The sequence below is a fragment of the Roseisalinus antarcticus genome, assembly GCF_900172355.1.
Classification (GTDB): Bacteria; Pseudomonadota; Alphaproteobacteria; order Rhodobacterales; family Rhodobacteraceae; genus Oceanicola; species Oceanicola antarcticus_A.
Window position 1 is genome coordinate 205332 of record NZ_FWFZ01000005.1, and the last position, 25982, is coordinate 231313.

At 67.8% G+C, this 25982-nt stretch carries 22 protein-coding genes; 13 read left to right on the forward strand and 9 right to left on the reverse strand.

Annotated features, from left to right (window positions below; all coding sequences use genetic code 11):
• Window positions 1–46: 46 nt before the first annotated feature.
• The 10 genes from xdhA (at window position 47) to ROA7023_RS07215 (ending at window position 12547) form a co-directional block, all read left to right on the forward strand.
• Complete coding sequence (gene xdhA / locus ROA7023_RS07170) at window positions 47–1423, forward strand: xanthine dehydrogenase small subunit (protein WP_085878328.1); 1377 nt, start codon at window positions 47–49, stop codon at window positions 1421–1423.
• Window positions 1420–3858, forward strand: coding sequence for a xanthine dehydrogenase molybdopterin binding subunit (gene xdhB / locus ROA7023_RS07175; protein WP_085878329.1), 2439 nt, complete (start codon window positions 1420–1422; stop codon window positions 3856–3858). Before xdhA ends, xdhB begins: the two co-directional genes overlap by 4 nt.
• Window positions 3855–4598 carry a xanthine dehydrogenase accessory protein XdhC gene (gene xdhC / locus ROA7023_RS07180; protein WP_085878330.1) on the forward strand — a complete coding sequence of 248 codons (744 nt, stop codon included), beginning with the start codon at window positions 3855–3857 and terminating at the stop codon, window positions 4596–4598. The genes xdhB and xdhC overlap by 4 nt, the downstream gene beginning before the upstream one ends.
• On the forward strand, window positions 4595–6118 hold the full coding sequence (locus ROA7023_RS07185) for an ABC transporter ATP-binding protein (RefSeq protein ID WP_085878331.1): 1524 nt from the start codon (window positions 4595–4597) through the stop codon (window positions 6116–6118). The genes xdhC and ROA7023_RS07185 overlap by 4 nt, the downstream gene beginning before the upstream one ends.
• A gap of 48 nt (window positions 6119–6166) precedes the next feature.
• A complete protein-coding gene (locus tag ROA7023_RS07190; RefSeq protein ID WP_085878332.1) occupies window positions 6167–7267 on the forward strand; it encodes an ABC transporter permease in 1101 nt (366 codons plus the stop codon).
• 85 nt (window positions 7268–7352) lie between these two features.
• Window positions 7353–8447, forward strand: coding sequence for an ABC transporter permease (locus tag ROA7023_RS07195; protein WP_085878333.1), 1095 nt, complete (start codon window positions 7353–7355; stop codon window positions 8445–8447).
• 30 nt (window positions 8448–8477) lie between these two features.
• Complete coding sequence (locus ROA7023_RS07200; RefSeq protein WP_085878334.1) at window positions 8478–9548, forward strand: BMP family ABC transporter substrate-binding protein; 1071 nt, start codon at window positions 8478–8480, stop codon at window positions 9546–9548.
• A 166-nt stretch (window positions 9549–9714) separates the two neighbouring features.
• Window positions 9715–10650, forward strand: a complete 936-nt coding sequence (locus ROA7023_RS07205; RefSeq protein WP_085878335.1) for an aldo/keto reductase — start codon at window positions 9715–9717, stop codon at window positions 10648–10650.
• A complete protein-coding gene (locus tag ROA7023_RS07210; RefSeq protein ID WP_085878336.1) occupies window positions 10647–11723 on the forward strand; it encodes an NAD(P)/FAD-dependent oxidoreductase in 1077 nt (358 codons plus the stop codon). The genes ROA7023_RS07205 and ROA7023_RS07210 overlap by 4 nt, the downstream gene beginning before the upstream one ends.
• Window positions 11724–11728: 5 nt before the next feature.
• Window positions 11729–12547: a glycoside hydrolase family 25 protein gene (locus ROA7023_RS07215; protein WP_085878371.1), complete on the forward strand. Its 819-nt coding sequence runs from the start codon at window positions 11729–11731 to the stop codon at window positions 12545–12547.
• A 31-nt stretch (window positions 12548–12578) separates the two neighbouring features.
• On the opposite strand, the gene ROA7023_RS07220 is transcribed toward ROA7023_RS07215, so the two are convergent.
• Entirely contained in the window at window positions 12579–13637 is a 1059-nt protein-coding gene (locus ROA7023_RS07220) for a Hint domain-containing protein (RefSeq protein ID WP_085878337.1), read from the reverse strand.
• A 187-nt stretch (window positions 13638–13824) separates the two neighbouring features.
• Window positions 13825–16323 (reverse strand): GcvT family protein, encoded by a 2499-nt coding sequence (locus tag ROA7023_RS07225; RefSeq protein ID WP_085878338.1) that lies wholly within the window; start codon window positions 16321–16323, stop codon window positions 13825–13827.
• Window positions 16324–16557: 234 nt separating this feature from the next.
• Between ROA7023_RS07225 and ROA7023_RS24370 the strand changes: the two genes are divergently transcribed.
• On the forward strand, window positions 16558–16695 hold the full coding sequence (locus ROA7023_RS24370) for a hypothetical protein (RefSeq protein ID WP_159458455.1): 138 nt from the start codon (window positions 16558–16560) through the stop codon (window positions 16693–16695).
• 135 nt (window positions 16696–16830) lie between these two features.
• Here the strand turns inward: ROA7023_RS24370 and ROA7023_RS07230 are convergent, their stop codons facing one another.
• Window positions 16831–17817: a 2-hydroxyacid dehydrogenase gene (locus tag ROA7023_RS07230; protein ID WP_085878339.1), complete on the reverse strand. Its 987-nt coding sequence runs from the start codon at window positions 17815–17817 to the stop codon at window positions 16831–16833.
• Window positions 17818–17949: 132 nt separating this feature from the next.
• Here ROA7023_RS07230 and ROA7023_RS07235 point away from each other — a divergent pair, with 132 nt between their 5' ends.
• Together ROA7023_RS07235 and ROA7023_RS07240 are read left to right on the forward strand one after the other, a co-directional pair.
• The gene (locus ROA7023_RS07235; RefSeq protein ID WP_085878372.1) at window positions 17950–18441 is read left to right on the forward strand and encodes an SH3 domain-containing protein; all 492 of its coding nucleotides are present in this window, start codon (window positions 17950–17952) and stop codon (window positions 18439–18441) included.
• 72 nt (window positions 18442–18513) lie between these two features.
• Complete coding sequence (locus ROA7023_RS07240) at window positions 18514–19425, forward strand: cation diffusion facilitator family transporter (protein ID WP_085878373.1); 912 nt, start codon at window positions 18514–18516, stop codon at window positions 19423–19425.
• On the opposite strand, the gene ROA7023_RS07245 is transcribed toward ROA7023_RS07240, so the two are convergent.
• From ROA7023_RS07245 to coaBC, 6 genes are all read right to left on the reverse strand, one after another.
• A complete protein-coding gene (locus ROA7023_RS07245) occupies window positions 19426–21453 on the reverse strand; it encodes a M3 family metallopeptidase (RefSeq protein ID WP_085878340.1) in 2028 nt (675 codons plus the stop codon).
• A gap of 88 nt (window positions 21454–21541) precedes the next feature.
• The gene (locus ROA7023_RS07250) at window positions 21542–22333 is read right to left on the reverse strand and encodes an amino acid ABC transporter permease (RefSeq protein WP_085878341.1); all 792 of its coding nucleotides are present in this window, start codon (window positions 22331–22333) and stop codon (window positions 21542–21544) included.
• A gap of 25 nt (window positions 22334–22358) precedes the next feature.
• Window positions 22359–23144 (reverse strand): transporter substrate-binding domain-containing protein, encoded by a 786-nt coding sequence (locus ROA7023_RS07255; RefSeq protein ID WP_085878342.1) that lies wholly within the window; start codon window positions 23142–23144, stop codon window positions 22359–22361.
• Window positions 23145–23158: 14 nt separating this feature from the next.
• Window positions 23159–24238: a HesA/MoeB/ThiF family protein gene (locus tag ROA7023_RS07260; protein WP_085878343.1), complete on the reverse strand. Its 1080-nt coding sequence runs from the start codon at window positions 24236–24238 to the stop codon at window positions 23159–23161.
• The gene (dut, locus tag ROA7023_RS07265; protein ID WP_085878344.1) at window positions 24235–24717 is read right to left on the reverse strand and encodes a dUTP diphosphatase; all 483 of its coding nucleotides are present in this window, start codon (window positions 24715–24717) and stop codon (window positions 24235–24237) included. Before dut ends, ROA7023_RS07260 begins: the two co-directional genes overlap by 4 nt.
• A gap of 30 nt (window positions 24718–24747) precedes the next feature.
• Entirely contained in the window at window positions 24748–25941 is a 1194-nt protein-coding gene (coaBC, locus tag ROA7023_RS07270; protein ID WP_085878345.1) for a bifunctional phosphopantothenoylcysteine decarboxylase/phosphopantothenate--cysteine ligase CoaBC, read from the reverse strand.
• Window positions 25942–25982: the final 41 nt, after the last annotated feature.

Below are 25982 nucleotides of genomic sequence, written 5' to 3' on the forward strand. Positions count from 1 at the left end.
GGCGCGCCGATCCCGTAGAGACATGTAACGCGGTTGGGTCCTTCGGATGACAGTTTCTTTCTGGCTGAATGGCAAGCCGGTCTCGGCAGAGGGCGGCCCGACGCTGACCCTGCTTGACTGGCTGCGCGAAGAGCAGGGGCTGAAAGGCACCAAGGAGGGCTGCAACGAGGGCGATTGCGGCGCCTGTTCGGTCATGGTCACCGACACGGCCGGATCGCGGGCGCTGAATGCTTGCATCCTGTTCCTGCCACAGCTCGAGGGCAAGGCGGTCCGCACGGTCGAGGGGATCTCGGGGCCCGCGGGCGAGATACATCCCGTCCAGGAGAACATGGTCGCGCTGCACGGCAGCCAGTGCGGGTTCTGCACGCCGGGGTTCATCGTCTCCATGGCGGTCGGGCATCTCAACGGGCGGCGGGATCACGACGACGTGGTCGCGGGCAATCTCTGCCGTTGCACCGGCTATGCCCCGATCGTGCGGGCCGCCGAGGCCTCGGCCACGGCCCCGGTGCCGCAGTGGATGACAGGCGACGCGGATCTGGTGGCCAAGGGCGGCGGCGCATCGGCGTCAGGGCCGGTCGCGCCCGAGACGGTGAAGGAGCTGGCGGCCTGGTATCTGGCCCATCCCGACGCCACGCTGATCGCCGGGGCGACCGATGTGGGCCTGTGGGTCACAAAGGAGTTCCGCGAGCTTGGCGATGTCGCCTTTCTCAATCGCTGCGCCGACCTCCGACACGTCGACGAGGTGCCCGGCGGGCTTCGGATCGGGGCCGGAGTGCCCATGTCCGATCTGCTGCAGCTGGTGGCGCCGCATTACCCGTCCTATGCCGAGCTGATCCGGCGCTACGGTTCGGACCAGGTGCGCAACGCGGCCACCATCGGCGGCAACATCGCCAACGGCTCGCCCATCGGGGACAACCCGCCGGCCCTGATAGCGCTGGATGCGGTGCTGCACCTTCGGCGCGGCGACGTGCGGCGGGACCTGCCGATCGAGGATTTCTTCCTCGACTACGGCAAGCAGGACCGGCAGCCGGGCGAGTTCGTCGAGGCCGTGACCATGCCGCTCGGGGCGGAGGCGCTGCGCTGCTACAAGATCTCCAAGCGGTTCGACCAGGACATCTCGGCTCTCTGCGGCTGTTTCAACGTCACGGTCGAGGCAGGCCTGGTGGCGGCGGCGCGGATCGCCTTCGGCGGAATGGCCGGCGTGCCCAAGCGGGCCGCCCATGTCGAAGCCGCCCTCGTGGGACAGCCCTGGACGGCCGAGACCATCGCCGCTGCGGCGCCTATGATGGCGCAGGATTTCACACCGATGTCGGACATGCGCGCCTCGGCGGCCTATCGGCTGGAGGTCGCTCAGGGGCTGTTGCAAAGGTATCATCGGGATCTCGCCGGCGAGACGGTGTCGGTTCTGGAGGTGCGGCCATGAGCGTTGCAAAGCCCCTGCCCCATGACGCCGCGTCGCTGCATGTCGCCGGGACCGCGCGGTATATCGACGATGTGCCGATGCCGGCCGATTGCCTGCATCTGGCCTTTGGGCTGTCCACGGTCGCGCGAGGGCGGATCACCGCGCTGGATCTTGACGCGGTGCGGTCGGCCCCCGGTGTCATTGCGGTCCTGACCGCCGGGGACCTGCCCTTCGCCAACGACGTCTCGCCCTCGGTCCACGACGAGCCTTTGCTGTCGGACGGGACCGTGAATTATGTGGGCCAGCCGATCTTTCTGGTGGTTGCCCGCAGTCATCTGGCGGCGCGGGCCGCCGCCCGTCTCGGCGCGGTGGAGATCGCCGAAGAGACGCCGATCCTGACCGTGGACGAGGCCCTGGCCGAAGACAGCCGATTCGAGGGCGGGCCCGTCGTCTGGTCCCGGGGCGACGTCGCCGCGGCGCTGTCCGGGGCGCCCCGCAGGCTGACCGGGCGGCTGGAGCTGGGCGGGCAAGAACATTTCTACCTCGAGGGCCAGGCGGCCCTGGCGCTGCCGCAGGAGGGCGGCGACATGCTGGTGTCGAGCTCGACCCAGCACCCGACCGAGATCCAGCACAAGGTCGCCGAGGCGCTGGGCGTGCCGATGCACGCGGTCCGGGTCGAGAGCCGCCGGATGGGCGGCGGCTTCGGCGGCAAGGAAAGCCAGGGCAACGCGCTGGCGGTGGCCTGTGCCGTGGCGGCGCAGCGGACGGGCAAGCCCTGCAAGATGCGCTATGACCGCGACGACGACATGATCATCACCGGCAAGCGGCACGATTTCCGGATCGAGTACGACGTGGGCTTCGACGAGAGCGGCCGGCTGCACGGGGTGGACTTCGTTCAATACGCCCGCTGCGGATGGTCCATGGACCTGTCCCTGCCCGTGGCCGACCGGGCGATGCTGCATGCGGACAATGCCTATCTTCTGCCGGCGATGCGGGTGACCTCGCACCGGCTGAAGACCAATACCCAGTCGGCCACCGCCTATCGCGGTTTTGGCGGGCCGCAGGGAATGGTCGGGATCGAGCGGGTGATGGATGCGGTCGCGCGGGACCTCGGGACGGACCCGGCGGCGCTGCGGCGCCTCAACTTCTACCGAGCGGCGGCCCGGACGGCGGGTGCCTCCGGCGGGGATATTGACGAGGCAATGAAGCCGGGAGGGCGGCTTCCCGAGACGGACCTCGCCTCGCGCGGGGCGGTCAAGGTGTCGTCGGGGACCGGGCGGGCGCGGGCCTTTGGCGGGGCGCATTCCCCCGCGCAGGAAGAAGCCGAGAACGCCACGCATTACGGCATGCGGGTGACCGATTTCATCTTGCACGAGATGACGGATGCGCTTCTGGCCTCCAGCGACTACGCCGCGCGGAAGGCGGCGGTGGCGGAGTGGAACGCGCACAATCCTCTGCTGAAGCGCGGCATCGCCTATTCGCCGGTGAAGTTCGGGATTTCCTTTACCCTGACGCACCTGAACCAGGCCGGGGCCCTGGTCCATGTCTACCAGGACGGGTCGGTGCATCTGAACCATGGCGGCACGGAGATGGGCCAGGGTCTGTTCCAGAAGGTGGCGCAGGTCGCGGCGGCCCGGTTCGGCATTCCGCTGGAGATGGTGAAGATCACCGCGACCGACACCGCCAAGGTGCCCAACACCTCGGCCACGGCGGCCTCTTCGGGGTCGGATCTGAACGGGATGGCCACCAGGATCGCCTGTGACACGATCCGCGACCGCATGGCCGCGTGCCTGGCCGAGCTGCACCAGTCCGACCCCTCGGAGGTGCGCTTCGAGGACGGGCAGGTCATAGTGGGGGCGCAGTCCATGTCCTTTGCCGAGGCCGCCGCGCTTGTCTATCAGAACCGGGTCAGCCTGTCGGCGACCGGGTTCTATCGCACGCCCAAGCTGTCATGGGACCGTGTCGCCGGAAAGGGGCGGCCCTTCCTCTATTTCTCCTACGGTGCCGCGGTGACCGAGGTTGTCATCGACACGCTGACCGGCGAGAACCGCATTCTGCGGACCGATATCCTGCACGATTGCGGCGCGTCGCTGAACCCCGCGCTGGACACCGGCCAGATCGAGGGCGCCTACGTCCAGGGCGCCGGCTGGCTGACGACGGAGGAGCTGGTCTGGGACGACGCGGGCCGGCTGCGGACCCATGCGCCGTCGACCTACAAGATCCCGGCCTGTTCGGACCGGCCCGACATCTTCAACGTGAGCCTGTTCGACGGCGAGAACCGGGAGGACACGATCTATCGGTCCAAGGCTGTGGGCGAGCCGCCGTTCATGCTGGGCATCTCGGCGTGGCTGGCGCTGATGGACGCCTGCGCGGCCTGCGGGCCCGACGATCCGGCCCTTAACGCACCCGCGACGGCAGAGGAGGTTCTGGCCGCGGTGGGGCGGGCGCGGGGATGACCGCCGTCCGCGTCACCGTATCGCGCACCGCAGGCTCCGTCCCGCGCGAGGCGGGCACCGCCATGTTGGTGCGCCAAGAGACGATCGAAGGCACGATCGGCGGCGGAGCCCTGGAATGGGAGGCGATGCGGATCGCCCGCGAGATGCTCGCCCAGGGGCAGACGGCGCTGGAGCGGACGCTGCCGCTTGGCCCCGGCCTGAGGCAATGCTGCGGTGGCTCCGTCACGCTGGCCTTCACGCGGGCGGAGGATCTGCCCGCGCCGGAGCGCACGCCCTTGTGGATCTGGGGCGCTGGCCATGTGGGGCGCGCTATCGTGGCGACCCTCGCGCCCCTTCCCCATCACGCGCTGACCCTCGTGGATACCGCGGCGGACCGGTTTCCGGAGGCAGATCACGGAGAGACGCGGCTGATCGCGGTGGCGCCGGAGCGGCTGGTGCCCCATGCACCCCGGGACGCGCATCACCTGATCCTGACCTATTCGCACGAGATTGACCTGCGCCTTTGTCACGCGCTTCTGTCGCACGGATTTGCCTCTTGCGGGCTGATCGGCTCGGCCACCAAATGGGCGCGGTTCCGGTCTCGGCTCGCCGCGCTCGGTCATTCGAATGCTCAGATATTGCGCATTGCCTGCCCGATAGGCGACCCTATGCTGGGCAAACACCCCCAGGCGATTGCGGTGGGGGTTGCGGCCGCGCTACTGCGGTCGGCGGACAGGGATCACGGAGACAGAACCGGATGAGAGACGTGTTGCTTGCCCTCGAGGGGTTGACCAAGGCCTATCCCGGCGTGGTCGCCAATGAGGACGTGTCGTTCACCATCGGCCGCGGGGAAATCCACGCGCTCTTGGGGGAAAACGGCGCTGGCAAGTCGACGCTGGTCAAGACGATCTACGGCCTGGTGAAGCCCGATCGCGGCCGGATGGTGCTGAACGGCGCCAGGTTCGAGCCCGCCGAGCCGCGGGCGGCGCGGACGTCGGGCGTCGCGATGGTGTTCCAGCATTTCTCGTTGTTCGACGCGCTCAACGTGGCCGAGAACATCGCCCTGGGAATGGAAAACCCGCCGAGCCAACGCGACCTTGCCGCACGGATCGAAGAGGTGTCGGAGACCTACGGGCTGCCGCTCGACCCGTTCCGCGTGGTCGGCGACCTTTCGGCGGGCGAGCGCCAGAGGGTCGAGATCATTCGCTGCCTGCTGCAGGATCCGAAGCTTCTGATCATGGACGAGCCGACCTCGGTACTGACGCCGCAGGAGGTGACGATCCTGTTCGAGACCCTGCGCAAGCTGTCCGCCGAGGGGACGGCGATCCTATATATCTCGCACAAGCTGGAGGAGATCCGGGCGCTTTGCGAGACCGCGACGATCCTGCGGCTGGGGCGCAATGTCGGCACCTGCGACCCGCGCGAGACCTCGGCGCGGCAAATGGCGGAGATGATGGTCGGCGGCACCCTGCACGTGCCCGAGCGCGAGGCCGCAGCGCCCGGAGAGGTGGCGCTGCGGCTCGAATCGCTGTCAGCACCGTCACCGCGGGCCTTCGGGACCTCGCTGAAGGAGATCCGGCTGGATGTGCGTCGCGGAGAGGTCCTGGGGATCGGCGGGGTGGCGGGAAACGGCCAGGACGAATTGCTGGACGCCCTTTCGGGAGAGCTGCGGGTGGCGCCCGGCATGATCTTTTTCGAGGGGCGCGATGTCGGGGCCGAGGGGCCGGACCTGCGCCGTGCGCTTGGTCTGCTGGCCGCGCCCGAGGAACGCAACGGCCATGCGGCGGCGCCCGAAATGAGCCTGACCGAGAATGCGATCCTGACGGGGCGGGTGCGCGAAGGCCTCTCGCGGCGGGGCTTTCTGAACTGGGGCCGGGCCAAGACCTTCGCGGAACGCGTGATCGAACGCTTCGACGTGCGCACCCCGGGGGCGGACAACACCGCGATGTCCTTGTCGGGCGGCAACCTGCAGAAATTTGTCATCGGCCGCGAAATCCTGCAGCGGCCCGAGGTGTTGATCGTGAACCAGCCGACCTGGGGCGTCGACGCTTCGGCGGCGGCCGCGATCCGGCAGGCGCTTCTGGATCTTGCCTCGAACGGGGCGGCGGTGATCGTGATCAGCCAGGACCTCGATGAGCTGATGGAAATCTCGGACCGGTTCGCGGCCCTGAACGAGGGCCGGCTGTCCGAGCCGCGGCCCGCGCCGGGGCTGACCGTGGACGAGATCGGCCTGATGCTGGGCGGCGCCCATGATATGGAGGTCGCGCATGTTGCCGAATGAGGGAGCCTCCGGCGGGAGTTTTTCCGCCAAGATGAAGGGCGGGGCGACATGCTGAAGCTGGAGAAGCGGCAGAGGCCCTCGGAGGTCTGGAGCTATGCGACGCCGGTGATCGCGGTGTTGCTGACGATGGTCTTTGGCGGGCTGCTGTTCATGGCGCTGGGCAAGGATCCCTTCGTGGCGATCCGGACGATCTTCTGGGATCCGCTGTTTTCCGAATTCGCGTTCTTCTATCGGCCGCAACTGCTGGTGAAGGGGGCGCCTCTGGTGCTGATCGCCATCGGTCTGTCCTACGGGTTTCGGGCCGGCATCTGGAACATCGGCGCCGAGGGCCAATACATCGTCGGGGCGATCTTCGCGGCCGCGGCGGGGCTGGCGCTCTACCCGATGGAAGCGCGATGGCTGATCTTTCCGCTCATGGTGCTGGCGGGCGCGTTCGGCGGGTTTCTGTGGGCGATGATCCCTGGGATCCTGAAGGTACGGTTCGGGACCAACGAAATCCTGGTCTCGCTGATGCTGGTCTATGTAGCCGAGCAATTGCTGGCGTCCATGGCGCTGGGAGCGCTGAAGAACCCCGAGGGCTTCGGCTTTCCAGGCAGTCGGAACCTGGCGCAATGGAGCTCTTCGCAGAACCTGGAGATCGTGGCGGGCTCCGGCATGCACTGGGGGGTGGTCGTCGCCTTTCTCGCGGTGATCGGGACCTATGTGACGATGTCGCGCCATGTGCTCGGGTTCCAGATCCGGCTTACGGGGCAGAGCCCCCGGGCCGCGGCATTTTCCGGCGTCAACCCCGCCCGGCTGGTGCTGGTCAGTCTCGGCGTCTCGGGAGCCCTGGCGGGGCTGGCGGGGATGTTCGAGGTCACCGGCCCCGCGGGGCAGATCAGCATCGATTTCAATGCAGGGTACGGGTTCACGGCGATCATCGTTGCATTTCTTGGGCGGCTGCATCCGATCGGAATCATGCTGGCGGGAGGGCTGATGGCCCTGACCTACATCGGCGGCGAGATCGCACAGTCGCAATTGCAGATGCCGGCGGCAGCGATCCAGTTGTTCCAGGGGATGCTTCTGTTCTTCCTGCTCGCGGTGGACGTTGTCACCCACTACCGTGTGCGGTGGAGGCGGCCCGCCTCTGCCCGGGTCGCCGCCGAATGAGCCGGAACGCAAACAAAGGGACGGTGGGCGGGGCGATGCCGAAGGCGAGCGTCGTCCCGCCGTCCAGTTGCAAGGGACCAGCCGCATGGATCTAGGAACGTTCAGCCCTGTCCTTCTGATCGCGTCGCTGATGGTCGCGGCCACCCCCATCCTGCTCGCGTCGATTGGAGAGCTTGTGGCCGAGCGGGCAGGCGTCCTGAACCTGGGCGTCGAAGGCATGATGATCACCGGCGCGGTCTGCGGGTTCATCCTGGCGGTCGAAATCGGCAACCCCTGGGTCGGCTTTCTGGGCGCGGCCTTGGGCGGCGCCCTTCTGTCCTTGCTCTTCGCCCTGCTGACCCAGATCCTTTTGTCCAACCAGGTGGCCACCGGTCTCGCGCTCACGCTGTTCGGGCTCGGTCTCTCGGCGCTGCTGGGACAGGGCTATATCGGCGTAAGAGCCCCCTCTCTGCCCCGCGTCGACCTCGGCCCCCTGTCGGATCTGCCCTATGTGGGGCGGATCGTCTTCGGGCAGGACCTCATGGTCTATATTTCGCTGGCGCTCGTCGCCGCCGTCTGGGCAGTGCTGAAATACACGAGGGCCGGGCTGATCCTGCGCGCGGTCGGCGAGAACCATGCCGCGGCCCATGCGCTGGGCTACAATGTCGTCGCGGTGCGGACCGCGGCCATCGCCTTCGGCGGCGCCTGTGCGGGGTTGGGCGGCGGCTATCTCAGCCTCGTGCGCGTGCCGCAATGGACCGAAGGCATGACAGCCGGCGCGGGATGGATCGCGCTCGCCATCGTCGTCTTCGCCTCCTGGCGGCCATGGAGGCTGTTGCTGGGGGCCTACCTCTTTGGCGGCATCACCGGGCTTCAGCTCAACATCCAGGCCGGCGGGCTGTCGCTGCTCAACATCCTTCCTGCGATCCTCATCAGCGTGGGGATCGTGACGCTTCTCGTGCAACTCTTCCGCCACCTGCGCGGCGGCCCTGTCGCCAGACGCACAATGATCACTGGCCAGCTTCTTGTTGCCGCCGGCATCGTGCTTGCGGGGCTCAACCGGCTCTTTCCGGACATGCGGATCGACCAGGCGTTCTGGCTGTCGGCCTCGCCCTACCTCGTGACCATTCTGGTTCTTGTCGTCATGTCTGCCGGTCGTGCACCCGGCAGCCTGGGCAAGACCTTCCATGCCTCGACCTGAGGCCAAACCTCCACCAACAAGGGAAATCGCATGAAACTGAAACATCTGCTTGCCAGCGCGACCCTCGGCCTTGCCACGATGGCCGTGGCCCAGGACGACCCGCTGACCGTCGGCTTCGTCTACGTCGGGCCCGTCGGAGACGGCGGCTGGACCTATGAACACAACCAGGGCCGCCTCGCCGTCGAAGAGCATTTCGGCGACGCCGTCGAGACAGTCTTTGTCGAAAGCGTGCCCGAGGGCCCGGACGCCGTGCGGGTGATGCAGCAGATGGCGCTCAACGGCGCCGATCTGATCTTCACCACCTCCTTCGGCTACATGGACCAGACCATCGAGGTCGCAAGCCAGTTCCCGGACGTGATGTTCGAGCACGCCACCGGCTACAAACGCACCGACAACGTGGGCACCTATTCCGCCCGCTTCTACGAGGGCCGCGCTGTGCAGGGCCACATCGCCGGCCAGATGACCGAGAGCAACATCATCGGCTACATCGGATCCTTCCCGATCCCCGAGGTGATCCGCGGCATCAACGCGGCCTACATCCACGCGCAGGAAGTGAACCCCGACGTCGAGTTCAAGATCGTCTGGGTCTATACGTGGTTCGACCCCGCCAAGGAGGCCGAGGCCGCCCGCACGCTGATCGACCAGGGCGCGGACGTGATCCTGCAGCACACCGACTCCACCGCGCCCCAGGCGGCCGCGGCCGAGGCGGGCAATGTCTATACCTTCGGCCAGGCCTCCGACATGGCCGAGTTCGCGCCGATGCCCCGGATTTCGTCGATCATCGACAACTGGGCGCCCTACTACATCGACCGCGTGCAGGCGGTGATCGACGGCACCTGGGAGAGTGACGACACCTGGGACGGCATCGGCCCCGGCATGGTCGGCATCGGCGAGATGACCGACGCGATCCCGGAAGAGATCCGGGCCTCGGCGACCGCGCTCAAGGACAGCATCGCCGCGGGCGAGTACCATCCCTTCACCGGGCCGCTGAACAAGCAGGACGGCTCGGTCTGGCTGGAGGAAGGCGAGACCGCCGATGACGGCACGCTTCTCGGCATGAACTTCTATGTCGAGGGCATCACGGGCGACATTCCGCAGTAAACGCCCGCGTTTCGGCAACCGTTGGATCGGCCCGCCCCTGACCGGGGGCGGGCCGTTTCGCATCCTGCCCGGCAACAGCGCCGGGACAGGCGAAGGAGCGCCGCCGCGCCTCTCCGCGCCCATCTTTGCCCTTCCGCACGATCCCGCATCGTGGCAGCGTCGCGCGATGACACAGACCCTACGCACCCTCTCCGGCACGCCCGTCTCGACACTGACCTTCGGCACGATGCAATTCGGCGGCGCGGCCGACGAGGCCGCCAGCCGCGCGATGTACGACGCCGCCCGCGCCGCCGGCGTTACCCATTTCGACACCGCGGTCGGCTATACCGACGGGGCGAGCGAGACCCTCACCGGCATCTTCGCCCGCCCCGAGCGCGAGGAGGTCTTCCTCGCCACAAAGGTCGCCTTCGACGGCGGGGCGGGCCGCGCCAATATCCGCGCCCAGTTCGACACCTCCCGCAGGCAGCTCGGAATCGACTGGGTCGACCTGCTCTATATCCACCGCTGGGACGGTGACACGCCGTCGGAGGAGACATTCTCGACTCTGGCCGAGATGCAGGATCAGGGCCTGATCCGACATATCGGCGTGTCGAACTACGCCGCCTGGCAGGTGATGAAAGCGCAGTCCATCGCCCGAACCCTGGGCACCCGGATTGACGCGATCCAACCGATGTATTCGCTGGTCAAACGCCAGGCCGAGGTCGAGATCTTTCCGATGGCGCAGGATCAGGGCATCTCGGTCCACGCCTATTCGCCCCTCGGCGGCGGGCTTCTGACCGGCAAATACGCCCGCGGCGAAGTGGGCCGGCTGACCGAAAGCGAGATGTATCGCCAGCGCTACGACACCGACTGGATGCGCCGTGCGGCGCAGGCGCTGACGGACCTGGCCGCGGAGCTTGGGACCCATCCCGCCACACTCGCCGTGGCCTGGACCGCCGCGCATCCCGCGCAGCCCTCGCCCATCATCTCGGCCCGGTCGGTGGCGCAGCTTGCACCGTCGCTCGCCGCGCAGGGATATGCCATGACACCGGACCTCTATGCCCGCCTGTCGGCCCTCGGGCCGGCGCCGCCGCCGGCCACGGACCGGCTGGAGGAAGCATGAGGGATTTCCTGGTCATCGGCGGCGGCATCGCCGGCGTGTCCGCGGCGGCCCGGTTGTCGCACCTGGGCTCTGTCATCCTGCTCGAACGCGAATCGGCGCTCGCCTTTCACGCATCGGGCCGGTCCGCCGCGCTGTTCGAGGCCAACTACGGCCAGCCGCCGGTCGTCGCCCTGAACGCGGCCAGCGAAGCCTATCACGAGACGGCCAACGGCGGCGTCCTGTCGCCGCGCGGGCTGATGCTGATCGGAACCGCCGTGGATGCCGCAGGCTTCGCCGAAGATATCCGCACCATGGGCCTCGACCAGATCACGATCGAGGAGGCGCGGGCGTTCTGGCCGATCCTCGCCGCGGATGTGGACCGCGCCGGTTTTCACGACAGCGCCCGAGACATCGACACCGACCGCTTGCTACAGAATTTCGCACGCGAGGCGCGGTCCAACGGCGCCGAATTCCATACCGACGCGGGGGTCACCGCGATCCGCCGCACATCCGCCGGCTGGCAAGTCGACGCGGGCGGCGAGACCCACGCAGCACGCATCCTGGTCAACGCGGCCGGCGCCTGGGTCGACAACGTCGCGACAATGGCGGGGATCGCCCCGATCGGGTTCACGCCGCTGCGCCGCTCCATGGCCCGGATCCCCGCGCCGGAAGGCCACGACGTGTCGCGATGGCCGATGGTCTTCGGCATCGGTGAGGGCTGGTATGCCAAGCCGGACGCGGGGGCGCTGATCGTCTCTCCGGCCGAGGAGGACCCGGTCGAGCCGCAGGACGCCTGGGCCGATGACATGGTGTTGGCCGAGGGTCTGGCGCGGTATGAGGCGCATGTGACCGTGCCCGTCACCCGGATGCTGGCCAATTGGGCCGGGCTGAGGACGTTCGCCCCGGACCGCAACCTCGTCCTCGGGCCTGCGCCGACCGATCCCGCCTTTGTCTGGTGCGCAGGCCAGGGCGGCTATGGCTTCCAGTCCTGCCCCGCGGCCAGCGCCCTGCTTGCCGACCTCGTGGCGGGCCGATCGCCGGCACTGCCCGTCGATGTCGTCTCCAGCCTGAGCCCGGAGAGGTTTGCCACGTGACCGACTTGACCCGCCGCACCTTCCTGAGCCTCTCCGTCCCCTTTGTCGTCGGGGCCTGTGGCCGCCGGTCGGCCGAGCCTGCATCGGCACCGCCTCTGGCAAGCCCTGTGTCGCCCCGCGCCTACGCCGGGCCACCCCGCGGCTGGGGCGACGAGGATCCGCATGACTGGCCGGGGCGTCGGCCATACGGGCTGCCTGTCCATGGGGTGGATGCGTCGCGCTACGATCCGAACCCGGACTGGCGGGGCGCGGCCCAGAGCGGCGTCTCCTTCGCCTGGATCAAGGCGACCGAAGGCGGCGACTTGCTTGACCCCAGCTTTTCCGGGCACTGGAATGCCGCCGCCGATGCGGGCGTCCCCCGCGGCGCCTATCACGTCTATTACCATTGCCGCCCGGCCGAGGATCAGGCCCGCTGGTTCATTCGGAACGTCCCGCGGCAACCGGGCAGCCTGCCGCCGGTCCTCGACATGGAGTGGACACCGTTCTCTCCGACCTGCACCGCCCGCCCACCGGCGGCGGAGGTCCGCGCCGGGATGGCGATCTTCCTGCGGATGCTGACGGCCCATTACGGCACGCGACCGGTGATCTACACGGTGCCGGATTTCTACGACGACAATGATCTGGGCAGCTTTGCCGGCTACGAATACTGGCTCCGCTCAACCGCGGCGCACCCGACTGACCGCTATCCGGGGGGGCCGTGGACCTTCTGGCAATACTCCGGCACCGGCACGCTGCCGGGCTTCGACGGGTCTACGGACCTGAACGCCTTCAACGGGTCACCTGTGGCGTTCCAATCCTGGCTGGCGCGGCGGTCCGTCCGCTAGGCGCCAGAAAATTCGCGAATTTTCTGGGGCGTCACGCAACGGCCGCCATCAATTCCCAACTGCGGAGGGTCATGTAGTCCGCCTCGGGCCGGGCAACTCCGCGGCGCAGGTCCGGAAAAATCTCGTAAAGCTCCGCCAATGCCGCGCCGTCGAGCGAGGCCAGCCCTTCTTCTCCGGGGTGAAAGCTCTCGGTCGCGGCACCCTCGGCCCGGATCAATTCATGCCGGTCGAAGACGAGGTGGTAATAAGTCACCTCGGCGAGCGCCGAATCCACGTGCACCCGGTCCATGGAGGCCGCCAGCGATTTGGCCCTGACCAGCACGGCGTCCTCCTCGAACATCAGCCCGATGCGGATATGGCTGAACAGCATCCGATGCTGCGGCGAGACCCATAGGTCCCGCCGCGGCAGGCCGAACTCCATCGCTCCCTTTCCGATGCGCACCGGCCACAGATGGCGGGCTCTGCGGAACGCGGTTCCGAACAGCCGCCGCGCGTGGATCATCCGGATCGGCTGGTCCCCGTTATCGACTGTCCGGACCAGATCTCCAATCCAGAGGGTCTCGATCGGCCGCTCTCCGCCAGGGGTCTCGATCAAGGTGCCTTCGGTCAGACAGATCACGGAACTGTCGCGCGTCATCGGCCCGTCCAGGCGGTTGCCATAGGCGTCGAACTGGATCGTGTCCCCAGAAGCGGGCGGGATCTTGACAGATGTCGCGCCCGCCGCCGGACCGTCGAGCGCCGTTGTCCCGGAGGTGCCCACGCCGATATCATGGAAACTCAGCACCGGCGCCCTTGCGCCCCCGTCCACCAGGGCGACCGCCTCGGCCTCATTCGTCGAACCGCCGAAATCGGCTTCGGTCACGCGGACCGGCACCTCGAACACATGAAAGCCGGTCGCGGGATCCTCCACCGAGGTGACCGACGATAGCTCCACGATCTGCGCCAGGGAACCGTCCGCCTGGTAGGTAGCCACCCGGAAATCCGCCAGACGCGACATCTCGGCGGCAGACACCGTGACTTCAACGTAGTCCGGCACCCCGGCCCCATCGGCGACCGAGGTCCTGTAGTGAATCTCCGAAACAAAGGCCATGCGACCGCCGCTCCCCAGCAGGATTGCCCAATTGGTTAACGGCAGTCCCGCGCCAAAGAATGTCGCTGGCCGGGAAAGAATGTGGCGCCGAGCAGGCCTTTGTCCCCAGGCCGCGCCCTTGCTTTGGGACGGCGGGCGGGGCGATGTTCCGGCCCGTCAGGGCCGGGACGAGCGTCGTCCGACGGCCTCAGCCATCCGCCCGGATCCGGGCATTGGCAGGATCGTAAGGACTGTCCTCGACGATCGTCGCGGGCCAGAGCGTGTCGAACATCTTCACCTGAAGCGCAGTGCCGGGTACCGCTAGATCGGGTGCCACATACCCCATCCCGATGGACTTGCCGAAGGCCACCGAATAGCCGCCCGAGGTCAGCCGCCCCACCCGCCGGTCCCCAGCATAAAGCGCCTCACGCCCCCAGGGATCGGCATCCTCGGGCCCGTCGATCAGCAGCGTCACGCATTTCGACCGGATGCCGATGGCCTCCATCTCCGCCTTGCCGTGAAAGTCCTTCGACAGGTCCACGAAGCGCGGCAGATCCGCCTCCAGCGGCGTGGCATCCCGGCCCAGCTCGTTGCCGAACGCGCGATAGCTCTTCTCCTGCCGCAGCCAGTTCTGCGCCCGCGCACCGACCAGCTTCATGCCCAGCGGCTCGCCCGCCTCCATCAGCCGGTCAAAGAGGTGGTTCTGCATCTCGATCGGGTGGTGCAGCTCCCACCCCAGCTCGCCGGTATAGGCGACCCGGATGGCATTCACCGGCACCATCCCCAGCTCGATCTGCCGCGCCGACAGCCAGGGGAACCGCTTGTTCGACAGCGCCGTCTCGGGCTCTGCATCGCGGATCAGCGTCTTAAGGATGTCGCGCGACTTCGGCCCCGCCAGCGCAAAGACCCCCCACCGGGTGGTGACATCCTCTTCGTTGATCCGGCCGAATTCGTCTTCCTTGTCCCAGATCGCGCGATAGAGGAAATCCTCGTCATAGGCGTGCCAGGCGCCGGCCGAGACGAGGTAATAGTCGTTCTCGCCATTGCGCACGATGGTGTATTCCGTCCGCGTCGTCCCGGCGGCGGTCAGCGCATAGGTCAGATTGATACGGCCGATCTTCGGCAGCCTGTTGCAGGTAAACCAGTCCAGGAAAGCCGTCGCGCCCGGCCCGGTCAGCCGATGCTTGGTGAACGCGGTCGCGTCGATCAGCCCCGCCGTCTCGCGCACCGCCCTCGCCTCGTCCACCGCATGCTGCCACCAGCCGCCCCGCCGGAACGACCGCGCATCGTGGTCGTAGCTCTCGGGCGCATCGACGGGGCCGAAGTAATTCGGCCGTTCCCACCCGTTCACGTGGCCAAACTGCGCCCCTCGCGCCTTTTGCCGGTCATAGGCCGGCGAGGTCCGCAGGGGCCGGCAGGCGGGCCGCTCCTCGTCGGGATGGTGCAGGATGTAGACGTGCTCATAGGCCTCCTCGTTCTTGCGGGCGGCATATTCCGTCGTCATCCAGCTGCCGTAGCGCCGCGGATCAAGCGAGGCCATGTCGATCTCGGCCTCGCCCCCGACCATGACCTGCGCGAGGTAATGCCCGGCGCCACCGGCAGCCGTGATGCCGAAGGAAAAGCCCTCGGCCAGCCACATGTTCCGAAGCCCCGGCGCCGGCCCCAGCAGCGGGTTACCGTCGGGCGTATAGCAGATCGGCCCGTTGTAATCGTCCTTCAGCCCCACCTCTTCCGACGACGGAATCCGGTGGATCATCGACATGTATTCCTCTTCGATCCGGTCCAGATCGAGCGGAAAGAGGTCGGCGCGGAAACTGTCTGGCACGGCATATTCGAACCGCGCGGGCGCATTGCGCTCGTAGGGGCCGAGGATCCAGCCGCCGCGCTCTTCGCGCACGTACCACTTGGCGTCGGCATCGCGCAGGACGGGATGCTCGCCATGGTCCTTGCGATAGGCGACCAGTGCCGGGTCGGGCTCGGTCACGATGAACTGGTGCTCCACCGGAATCGCCGGGATCTTGATGCCCAGCAGGCCCGCAGTGCGCTGCGCGTGGTTGCCGGTCGCGGTGACGACATGCTCGGCCGAGATCACCACCTGCTCGTCCGACGGCACAAGGTTGCCGCCCTTCTCGACCATCTTGGTGCAGGTCACATGCCAGACCGTGCCGTCCCAGCGGTAGCCGTCCACCTGCCACTTGCGCTCGATCGTCACGCCGCGCTGACGGGCGCCCTTGGCCATCGCCATCGTGACATCGGCCGGATTGATATAGCCGTCGGTCGGATGATAGATCGCGCCCTCCAGATCGTCGGTGCGCACCAGCGGCCAGCGCACCTTGATCTGATCGGGCGTCATCCACTCGTAGGGCACCCCGCAGGTCTCGGCGGTCGCGGCATAGAGCATGTATTCGTCCATCCGCGCCCGGCTCTGGGCCATGCGCAGGTTGCCCACGACCGAGAAACCGGCGTTCAGCCCGGTCTCGGCCTCCAGCGTCTTGTAGAACTTGATCGAGTAGTCGTGGATGTGGGTCGTGGCATAGGACATGTTGAAATAGGGCAGAAGCCCCGCCGCGTGCCAGGTCGAGCCGCTGGTCAGCTCGTCGCGCTCAAGCAGCATCACGTCGGTCCAGCCGTGCCGGGCAAGGTGATAGGCGATCGAAGTGCCGACGGCGCCGCCGCCAACGACAAGGGCTTTGACTTGGGTCTTCATGGTGCGCGACTCCCTGCGGCTGACGCCCCTCCATCGCGCAATTCGGCCCGCCGCCGCCACAATGACCCGACGCCTCGGCACCGAAAACCGACATCGCCCCCAAAGAAAGTCGGCAGGCCGGGGCGGGACGGTGGGCCTCCGGCACGGATTCACGCCCGCTGGTCAGGCGGACCGGATTCTGCTAGTGTTTTCAAATGACCCCGGAAAACCGGGGCACACACGAGGATGAGCAGTATGTCCCGATTGATTTTCGCCGCGCTCTGCGGCGCCACGCTCCTTGCGGGGTGTGCGACATCTGGCGATGTCGTCTCCAGCCGCAACTACATGTCGCCGGTCTTCGTGCCGGATCTGCAGGCGACCGGCCCGCGCTAGGGCCGCGCCTCGGTGCGTTGGCAGGGACCGATGCGAAACAACGCCTGATACGGCGCCGCGCCTGGAGACGGGCCAGTTCGCAAGGCCCGTGTTGCGAAAATGCACCGCCCTTCGCGTGCCCCAAAGGGCCCGCGGTCAGATCATCGCCGGCACGACGAGGTCCGGTGGCCTGTGCCCGTCATCGAAGGTCTTGATGTTGATCAGGACCTTTTCCCCCATTTCGATGCGCCCCTCGCGCGTGGCCGAGCCCATGTGCGGAAGCAGCACGACATTCGGCAGTTCGCGCAGGCGCGGGTTCAGATCCGCCCCGTTTTCGTAGACGTCGAGACCCGCGCCCGCGACCTCGCCCGCCCTCAGCATCCGCGTCAGGGCGTTCTCGTCGATCACCTCCCCGCGCGAGGTGTTGACGATCACGGCGGAGGGTTTCATCAGCTTGAGCCGCCGCGCGTTCATCAGGTGAAACGTCGACGGCGTGTGCGGGCAATTGATCGACAGCACATCCATGCGCGCGACCATCTGGTCGAGGCTTTCCCAATACGTCGCCTCAAGCGCATCCTCGATCTCGGTGCGCAGGCGACGGCGATTGTGGTAATGCACCTGCATGCCGAAGGCGGCCGCGCGGCGGGCCACGGCCTGGCCGATCCGTCCCATGCCCAGGATGCCCAGCCGGCGCCCCGCGATCCGTCCGCCCAGCATCGCCGTCGGCGACCAGCCGGGCCAGTCGCCGCTCTGCATCACGGCAAGCCCCTCGGGGATCCGCCGCGTCACCGCGAGGATCAGGGCCATGGCCATGTCGGCGGTATCCTCGGTCAGGACGCCCGGCGTGTTCGACACCAGGACCCCGCGCTGCCGCGCCGTGGCGACGTCGATGTGATCGACCCCGGAGCCGTAGTTCGCGATCAGCTTCAGCCGCTCTCCCGCCTGGCCCAGCAGGCCGGCATCGATCCGGTCGGTGATCGTCGGCACCAGCACATCGGCCCGTCGCATCGCATCGGCCAGCGCCTCCCGATCCATAGGCACATCTTCTTCGTTCAACTCGACGTTGAACAGCTCCTTCATGCGTGTCTCGACCGCTTCGGGCAATCGTCGCGTGACGACAACACTCAATCGTTTGGTGGGCATGGTCTGCGCTCCCTCGCTTCCTCTGCCGAGGTATCTCTGGCACCTTGACTGGCAAAAGGGCGGTCTACAAGAACCGCGCAACAAAATTGCGCAGCCATAATGCGCAATGTCAGCCAAGGGCAGGCAACAACCATGATCCGTCTAGTCAAGATCGTCGGGCTTCTGCTTATCTGTGCAACGGCCGCGTCACCGCAAGAGGTCGGGCCCGTCACGGAACTCCCCATCCCGCGCTACGTCTCGCTGAAATCCTCCCCCGGCAACCTGCGGCGCGGCCCGTCGTTCAGCCAGCGCATCGACTGGGTGCTGATGCGCCGCGGCATGCCCCTTCGGGTGACGGCGGAATACGACAACTGGCGCCGGGTGGTGGACCGGGACGGCGTGGGGGGCTGGGTCTACTACACGCTGCTCTCCGGCAACCGCACCGTGATCGTCGATGCCGAGACCCTGAGCCTGCATGCCCGCCCCGACAGCCGGACCACCGAGATCGCGCGGCTGGAGCGCGGGGTCGTGGCCCGGGTCGACGAATGCACCGAAGACTGGTGCCGTCTGGTGGCCGACGGCTATCGCGGCTGGGCGCCGAAGGGCAATTACTGGGGGGTGGAGCCGGACGAGGTCTTCGACTGACACCGGCCCGCGGGACCGCGCCGCGCGGCGAGCGCTTGCCGAGGACCGCGAGCTTCGGCTATGCGCAACGCCATGAGCCGGCCCGAACATTACCACCTGAACCTGTCCGCCGGAGTGCTTTCCGTGACGGTGGCGCTCGTTCTGGTCGCGGCCAAGCTCTGGGCGCTGGATCAGACCGGGTCGCTGGCGATTGCCGCGACGCTCACCGATTCCGCGCTGGACCTGATGATGTCGGCGGGGGGCCTCGCGGCCATCGCCTATGCCGCCAAGCCCGCGGATGACGACCACGCTTTCGGCCATACCTCTGCGGAGGATCTGGCAGCCCTCAGCCAGGCCGCGTTCATCCTGGTCTCGGCCGGGGTGATCACCGTCACCGCCGTGCGCCGCCTGCTGTCCGACACGCCCGCGCCACTGACGTCGGAGGGTGCGGGGATCGCGGTGATCCTCTTTTCGGTGGTCCTGACGCTGATCCTCGTGCTCTGGCAGCGGCACGTGGCGCGGCGCACGGGCAGCCGCGTGGTCGCGGCGGATTCCCTGCACTACCTCGGCGACCTGCTGCCCAACATGGGGGCGCTGATCGCGCTGCTGGCCTCGGCCCGGCTGGGCCTTGCGCAGATCGATTCCGTCGTGGCGCTGGTCGCCGCGATGCTGATGGTCCTCGGCGCGGTCCGCATCGGGCGGGCGGCCTGGGACGCGCTGATGGATCGCGCGGCCGACCCCGAGACCCTGCGCGGCATCGCCCGCATCGCCGATGAGTTTCCGGGCGTGCTCGGCCATCACGATCTCAAGACCCGGCGCGCCGGAAGCCGGGTCTTCGTAAACCTGCATATCGAGCTGGACGGCAGCCAGACACTCGACGAGGCCCACGCCACCGGCGCGGCCCTGCGCAGGGCGATCTGCGCGGCCTATCCCTCGGCCGATGTGCTGATCCACAAGGATCCGGCCAACGTGACCCCGCACCCCGAGGACACGCGGCCGCGCTGATCAGGCCGCGTCGAGCAGCCCGCGCCCCTTCAACAGCGCCTCGGGCCCCGGCATCCGGCCGCGGAACTTCTCGTAGAGAACCGATGCCTCCTCGGATCCGCCGGCCGACAGCACGAACTTCTCCAGCTTGGCGGCGGTTTCGGGGTCGAACGGGCCGCCCGCCTCCTGGAAGGCGGCAAAGGCGTCGGCATCCATCACCTCGGACCACATGTAGGAATAATAACCGCAAGAATAGCCGTCGCCGGCGAAGACATGGGCGAATTGCGGTGTCGCGTGGCGCATCCCGATCGCATGGGGCATCCCCATCTCGTCGAGCAGCTCGGCCTGCATCTGCATCGGATCGCCCGGAGGCTCGCCCTCGTGGAACGCCAGATCGACCAGCGCCGAGGCGACATATTCCACCGTCTGGAACCCCATGTCATAGGTCGAGGCCGCCAGAAGCCGCTCCAGCATCTCCTGCGGCATGGGCTCCCCTGTCTCGGCATGTGTGGCGAACTCGGCCAGGACCTCCGGCACTTCCAGCCAATGCTCGTAGAGCTGCGAGGGCAGCTCCACGAAATCCCTTGCGACGCTGGTGCCCGAAATCGACTCGTAGGTCACGTCCGACAAGATCTGGTGCAGCGCATGGCCGAATTCGTGAAACAGCGTCCGGGCATCGTCATAGGACAGAAGCGCGGGCGCCCCGGCACCCGGCTTGGCGAAGTTGCATACGTTGACCACGTGGGGCCGGACCTCTCCGGCCAGCTTCTGCTGGGACCGGAAGACCGTGCACCAGGCGCCCGACCGCTTCGATCCACGGGCGAAATAATCGCCGATGAACACCGCCATGTGCCGGCCGTCGCGGGTGACCTCCCAGGCCCGTGCGTCGGGGTGGTAAAGCTCCACCTCCAGCGGCGCGAACTCCAGACCGAACAGCCGGTTGGCACAGGCGAAGGCCGCCTCGATCATTCGCTCCAGCTGCAGGTAGGGCTTCAGCTCGGCCTCATCGAGGTCATGGTCCTCCTTCCGCCGCTTCTCGGAGTAGTAGCGCCAGTCCCAGGGCTCCAGCGGCCCGGTCTCGCCGTCGCCGTGCATCATCGCGGTCAGCCGGACCTCGTCGGCCAGCGCCTGCGCCCGCGCCGGCTCCCAGACCCGCGTCAGCAAGTCCTTCACGGCGGCGGGAGTTCCGGCCATCTCGGTCTCCAGCTTGTAATCGGCGAAGCTGTCGTAGCCCAGAAGGTCGGCCCGCTCGGCCCGCAGCTCCAGCGTCTCGCGGGCGATCTCGCGGTTGTCGGTATCGCCGCCGTTGGCGCCCCGCGCGGCCCAGGCCTCCCAGGCGCGCTTTCGCAGATCCCGGCGCGGCGAGAATTGCAGGAACGGCACGATCAGCGAGCGCGACAGCGTCACCACCGGCCCGCCCGCGCCCAGGGCCTCGCCCGTCGCGCGGGCGTTGGCCACCACGAAGTCCGGCAGGCCCTCCAGCTCGGGCTCGTCCAGCTCCATCCGCCAGGCGCGCTCGTCGGCCAGCAGGTTCTGCGTGAACGAGGTGCCCAGCACGGACAGGCGGGATTTCACGTCCCGCAGCCGCTCGGCGGCATAACCCTCAAGCTCGGCCCCCGCCCGCACGAAGCCGCGCCGGGTCAGGTAGAGAAGCCGCGCCTGCTCGGGCGTCAGGTTCAGGTCGTCCTTCGCGGTCCAAAGCGCCTCGATCCGGTCGAACAGCGCCCGGTTGGCATAGATCTCGGAGGCAAAGGCCGACAGCTTCGGCGACACCTCCCGCATCAGCGCCTCGCGGGCGTCCGTGCTGTCCGCCCCGCTGACGACAAAGAAGACCGACAGCGCCCGGTCGAGCCCCGCCGACGCGCCCTCGAGCGCCTCGATCGTGTTGGCGAATGTCGCAGGCTCCGGGTTGCCGGCGATCTCGGCGATCCTCGCCCGCCCGACCTCCATGCCGGCATCGATGGCCGGGCCGAAATCCTCGTCGGAAATCGCAGCGAAGGGCGGCAGTCCGAACGGCGTGTCCCAGCCCTCGATCAGCGCATGTGTCATGTAGGGCTCCTTTCACCACCATACCTATGCCGCCGGCGGCAAGGTCTCCACCCCTTCATCTTGGCAAAAAAACTCATGCGCCGGGCTGTCACCCGGGATAGCGGCTGCGCAATTTCCGCTCCAGCCGCCGCAAGAGCAGCGACAGCCCGATTGTCATCACCAGGTAGATGAAGGCGACGACGTTGTAGGTCTCGAAATAGCGGAAGTTCCCGGCCGCCGTGACCTTGCCCATCTGCGTGACATCCGCGACGCCCAGCACCGACACCAGGCTGCTGTCCTTGATCATCGCCACGAAGTCATTGCCCAGCGGCGGCAGGATCCGCCGGAACGCCTGCGGAAAGACGATGTGTCGGAACCGCTGCCAGGGACCAAGGCCCAGCGCCTCCGCCGCCTCCACCTGCCCGCGGTCGATGCTTTGCAGCCCGGCCCGGAAGACCTCGGCGATGAAGGCCGAATAGCCGATGGTCAACGCGATGATCGCCCGCCACATCAGGCTGAAATCCCGGGTCCGGATCGGCTCCAGCCCCAGCCCGTCCAGAACCCAGTTCCAGCCCGCCACCATCGCGGGCGCCATCACGAAGGCAACATAGAGCAAAAGCACCAGGATCGGCACGCCGCGCACGATCTCGATATAGAACCGCGCCACCTGGCGCAGCACAAGGAACCGCGACAGCGACGCCACTGCGAGCCCCAGCCCGCCGAGACAGGCCAGCGCAAAGCCGACCAGCGTCACGAAAACGGTGATCCAGATGCCCTTGGAGAGGGTCCCCAGAACCTGCACGTAGAGGTCCCGGGAGACGATTTGCCACACGAACCAGAGGCCCAGCCCCCCGGCGACCAGAAGCCACCAAGGGAAATCGTCCTTGCTCTCGCCACTCACGGGCGGATGCGCGGCCGGTCAGCGCTCATTCGCCCAGCTTGTACTCCAGGAACCACCTGGTGTTGAGCGCATCCAGCGTCCCGTCCGCTTCCATCGAGGCGATCGCGGCGTTGATCGGCTCCACAAGGTCAGACCCCATCGGGAAGATGAAGCCGAAATCCTCGGTCCCCAGCTTCTCGCCCACGATCTTCAGCCCGCCGTCGGAGGCCTCGACATAGCCGTTGCCTGCCGTGCCGTCGGTCAGGACGAGATCCACGTCCCCGGTGCGCAGCGCCTGAACGCCCGCGCCGAACGTCTCGAACAGCTGGACCCGCGGGTTCGCCTCGTCGCCGTCCAGCACATCGTAGACGGCGACGTAGAACGGCGTCGTCCCGGGCTGCGCCGCGACCAGCAGATCGGGATCGGCGGCAAAGGAGGCGGCATCGTCAAACCTCGTCTCGTCGCCCCGGACCAGCATCACCATTTCGCTGGTCATGTAGGTGTCGGAGAAATCGACAACCTCGGCCCGGTCTTCCCGGATGGTGATCCCGGTCATCCCGATGTCGTACTGGCCCTCGGCAACCGCCGGGATCATCGCGTCCCACGAGGTCCTCTCATAGGCGACGGTGAAGTTCAGCCTGTCGGCGATCTCGGCCATGGCGTCATATTCCCAGCCCACGGCCTCGCCGGAACTCGGGTCGATGAACTGGAGCGGCGGATAGGCGTTCTCGGTTACCACGACCACTTCGCGCCCGCCCAGATCGGGCAGGTCCTGGGCCACGGCGGCCCCGGCGGACAGCACCGCGGCGCTCAGGACGGCAAACAATTTCATGACATTCTCCCTGACTATGATCGCGACGAGTATGCCGCGCCGCGCTCCGCGTGCAAGCCTCCCCGGCCACAGACAGGGCAGTCCTCGCGGCGGCTCAGGGCGATGCTCCGGGTTTCGGCGTAAAGCGCATCGTAAATCAGCATACGTCCGCGCAGCGCCTCGCCGGCATCGGTCAGCAGCTTGACCGCCTCGACAGCCATCATCGCGCCGACCACGCCCGGCAACGGCCCCAGAACGCCCGCCTCCGCGCAGGACGGGGCGAGCGACGGATCGGGCGCCACCGGAAACACGCATTCGTAGCAAGGCGCACCCCGCCCCGGATCCCAGACCGAGATCTGCCCCTCCCACTGGGTCAGCGCCCCCCCGACCAGGGGCACGCCAAGGCCGGCGCAGACCCTGTTCACCAGGTAGCGCGTCTCGAAATTGTCCGACCCGTCCAGCACGACATCGTAGTCGGCCAGCAACTCCGCCGCGATCTCCCCGGTCAGGCGCCGGTGATAGGGCCGCACCGCGACGAAGGGGTTCAGCGCCTCGATCGCGGCCTGAGCGGAAAAGACCTTGGGCATCCCGATGCGGCTGTCGGAATGGATCACCTGCCGCTGCAGGTTGCTCCCCTCGACCTCGTCAGGGTCGATCACGCCGATGGTTCCGACCCCGGCCGCCGCCAGGTAAGTCAGCGCGGGCGAGCCGAGCCCGCCGGCGCCAACGACCAGCACCTTGGCCTGCTTCAGTCGTTTCTGCCCGGGACCGCCGATCTCGCGCAGGACCATATGCCTTGCGTAGCGGCCCAATTCGGTGCCGCTGAAAGACCCCGGAGGCTCCGGCGGCGCTGGCGCGCCTGAGGCACGCGCCCGCAGCCATCTCAGCCCCCGGGCATACATCCATCCAAGGCCCGCAGCGGCCAAAATCAGCAGCCACAGCGCCGGGGACCCTCCCGTCGCCTCGCGCAGCGGATGGCCCGCGGGCAACAGGACCTGCACGATGAGGACCGCGATCAGAAGCAGCCCGATCATGGTCCACCGGGCCTGACGCGGCGCCCCCATGGCCACGCCGATGCCCCAGAGCGCCCCCGCCATGGCCAGAACGACGATCATCCCGCCCGCCCGGTCGAGCCGAAGCCACCCGCGCCCCGCGCCGTTTCCGAAAGCGCGTCCCGCTGCACGAAGGTCCCGCGCACCACAGGCGCCACCACCATTTGCGCTATTCGGTCGCCATGTTCGACACGGAACGGCGCATCCCCCGCATTGAGCAGGATAACCCCGACCGGACCGCGATAGTCGCAATCAATGGTACCCGGCGCATTGACCAGCATGATCCCGTGCTTCAGCGCCAGCCCGGACCGCGGGCGCACCTGCACCTCGAAGCCGTCCGGGATCTCCATCACGAATCCCGTCGGGATCAGAGCCCGCTCTCCGGGCGCCAGGACGACACCGCCCCGCGCTCCTTCGGCGAAATTCGCCCGGACATCCGCCCCCGCGGCCCCCGCCGTCTTGTAGGACGGCAGCGCAATGGACGGATCCGCCCCCGCCACGAAAGTGATCCCGATTTCAGGCACGCCCGCCCCCACATTCATCTTGGCAAAAAACTCCCGCCGGAGGCACGGTCAGGCCAGCGCCTCCGCCATCATCCCGGCGAGCCGCCGTGCCACGGCGTCCTTGCCCTCGCGCGGCCAGTCCTCGGCCCCGTCCTCGGTGATGAAGGTAATCCGATTTTCGGTGCCGCCCATGATCCCCGTGGCCGGCGACACGTCATTGGCCAAAAGCCAGTCACAGCCCTTCCGGCGCCGCTTGGCGGTGGCATTGGCGACGACGTCATCGGTCTCGGCGGCAAAGCCCACCACCAGCGCGGGACGGTCGGACCCAAGCCCCGCGATCTCGGCGAGGATATCGGGGTTCTGCGTCAACTCCAGCTCGGGCAAGGCCCCGGCGGTCTTCTTCATCTTGGAGCCCGAGGCATTGGCGACGCGCCAATCCGCGACCGCCGCCGCGAAGACGGCGCCGTCGACCGGCAGCGCATCGTGCACCGCCGCGCGCATCTCCTCGGCGGTCTCGACCGCGACGACCTCGACGCCCGGGGGCGGCGACACCTCCGCGGGACCGGTGACAAAGACCACCTCCGCGCCGAGATCCGCCAGGGCCCGGGCAATCGCCGTGCCCTGCGCCCCCGAAGAGCGATTGGCGATATAGCGGACAGGGTCGATCGGCTCATGGGTCGGCCCAGAGGTCACCAGAACCCGGCGCCCGGCCAGTGGACCGCCGCCGAAGGCCCGTTCCACCGCCGCGACGATCTCCATCGGCTCGGCCATGCGCCCGGGCCCGAATTCGCGGCAGGCCATGTCGCCCTTGTTGGGCCCGACACTCAGGATCCCGTCCGCGGCCAGCGTCCGGACATTGCGCTGCGTGGCCGGATGCTCCCACATCCGCACGTTCATCGCCGGCGCCAGCAGCACCCGCTTGTCCGTCGCCAGCAACAGGGTCGAGGCCAGATCCCCGGCCAGTCCGGCGGCCATCTTGGCCATCAGGTCGGCCGTCGCGGGGGCAACAACGACGAGGTCCGCGGCCCGGCTCAGCTCGATATGGCCCATCTCGGCCTCGGCAGTGAGGTCGAAAAGCTCCGTGAACACCTTCTTGCCGGCCAGCGCCGACACCGACAGCGGTGTGACAAATTCCGCACCCGACCGGGTCAGGACCGGCGTGACCTCAACGCCGCGCTCCTTCAGCCGCCGGATCAGCTCCAGCGCCTTGTAGGCCGCGATCCCGCCGCCGATGATGAGAAGTACATGTCGTCCAGCCAGCATGGCGCCAGACTAGGCGCGGCCCGCGGCCTCCACAAGCGCCC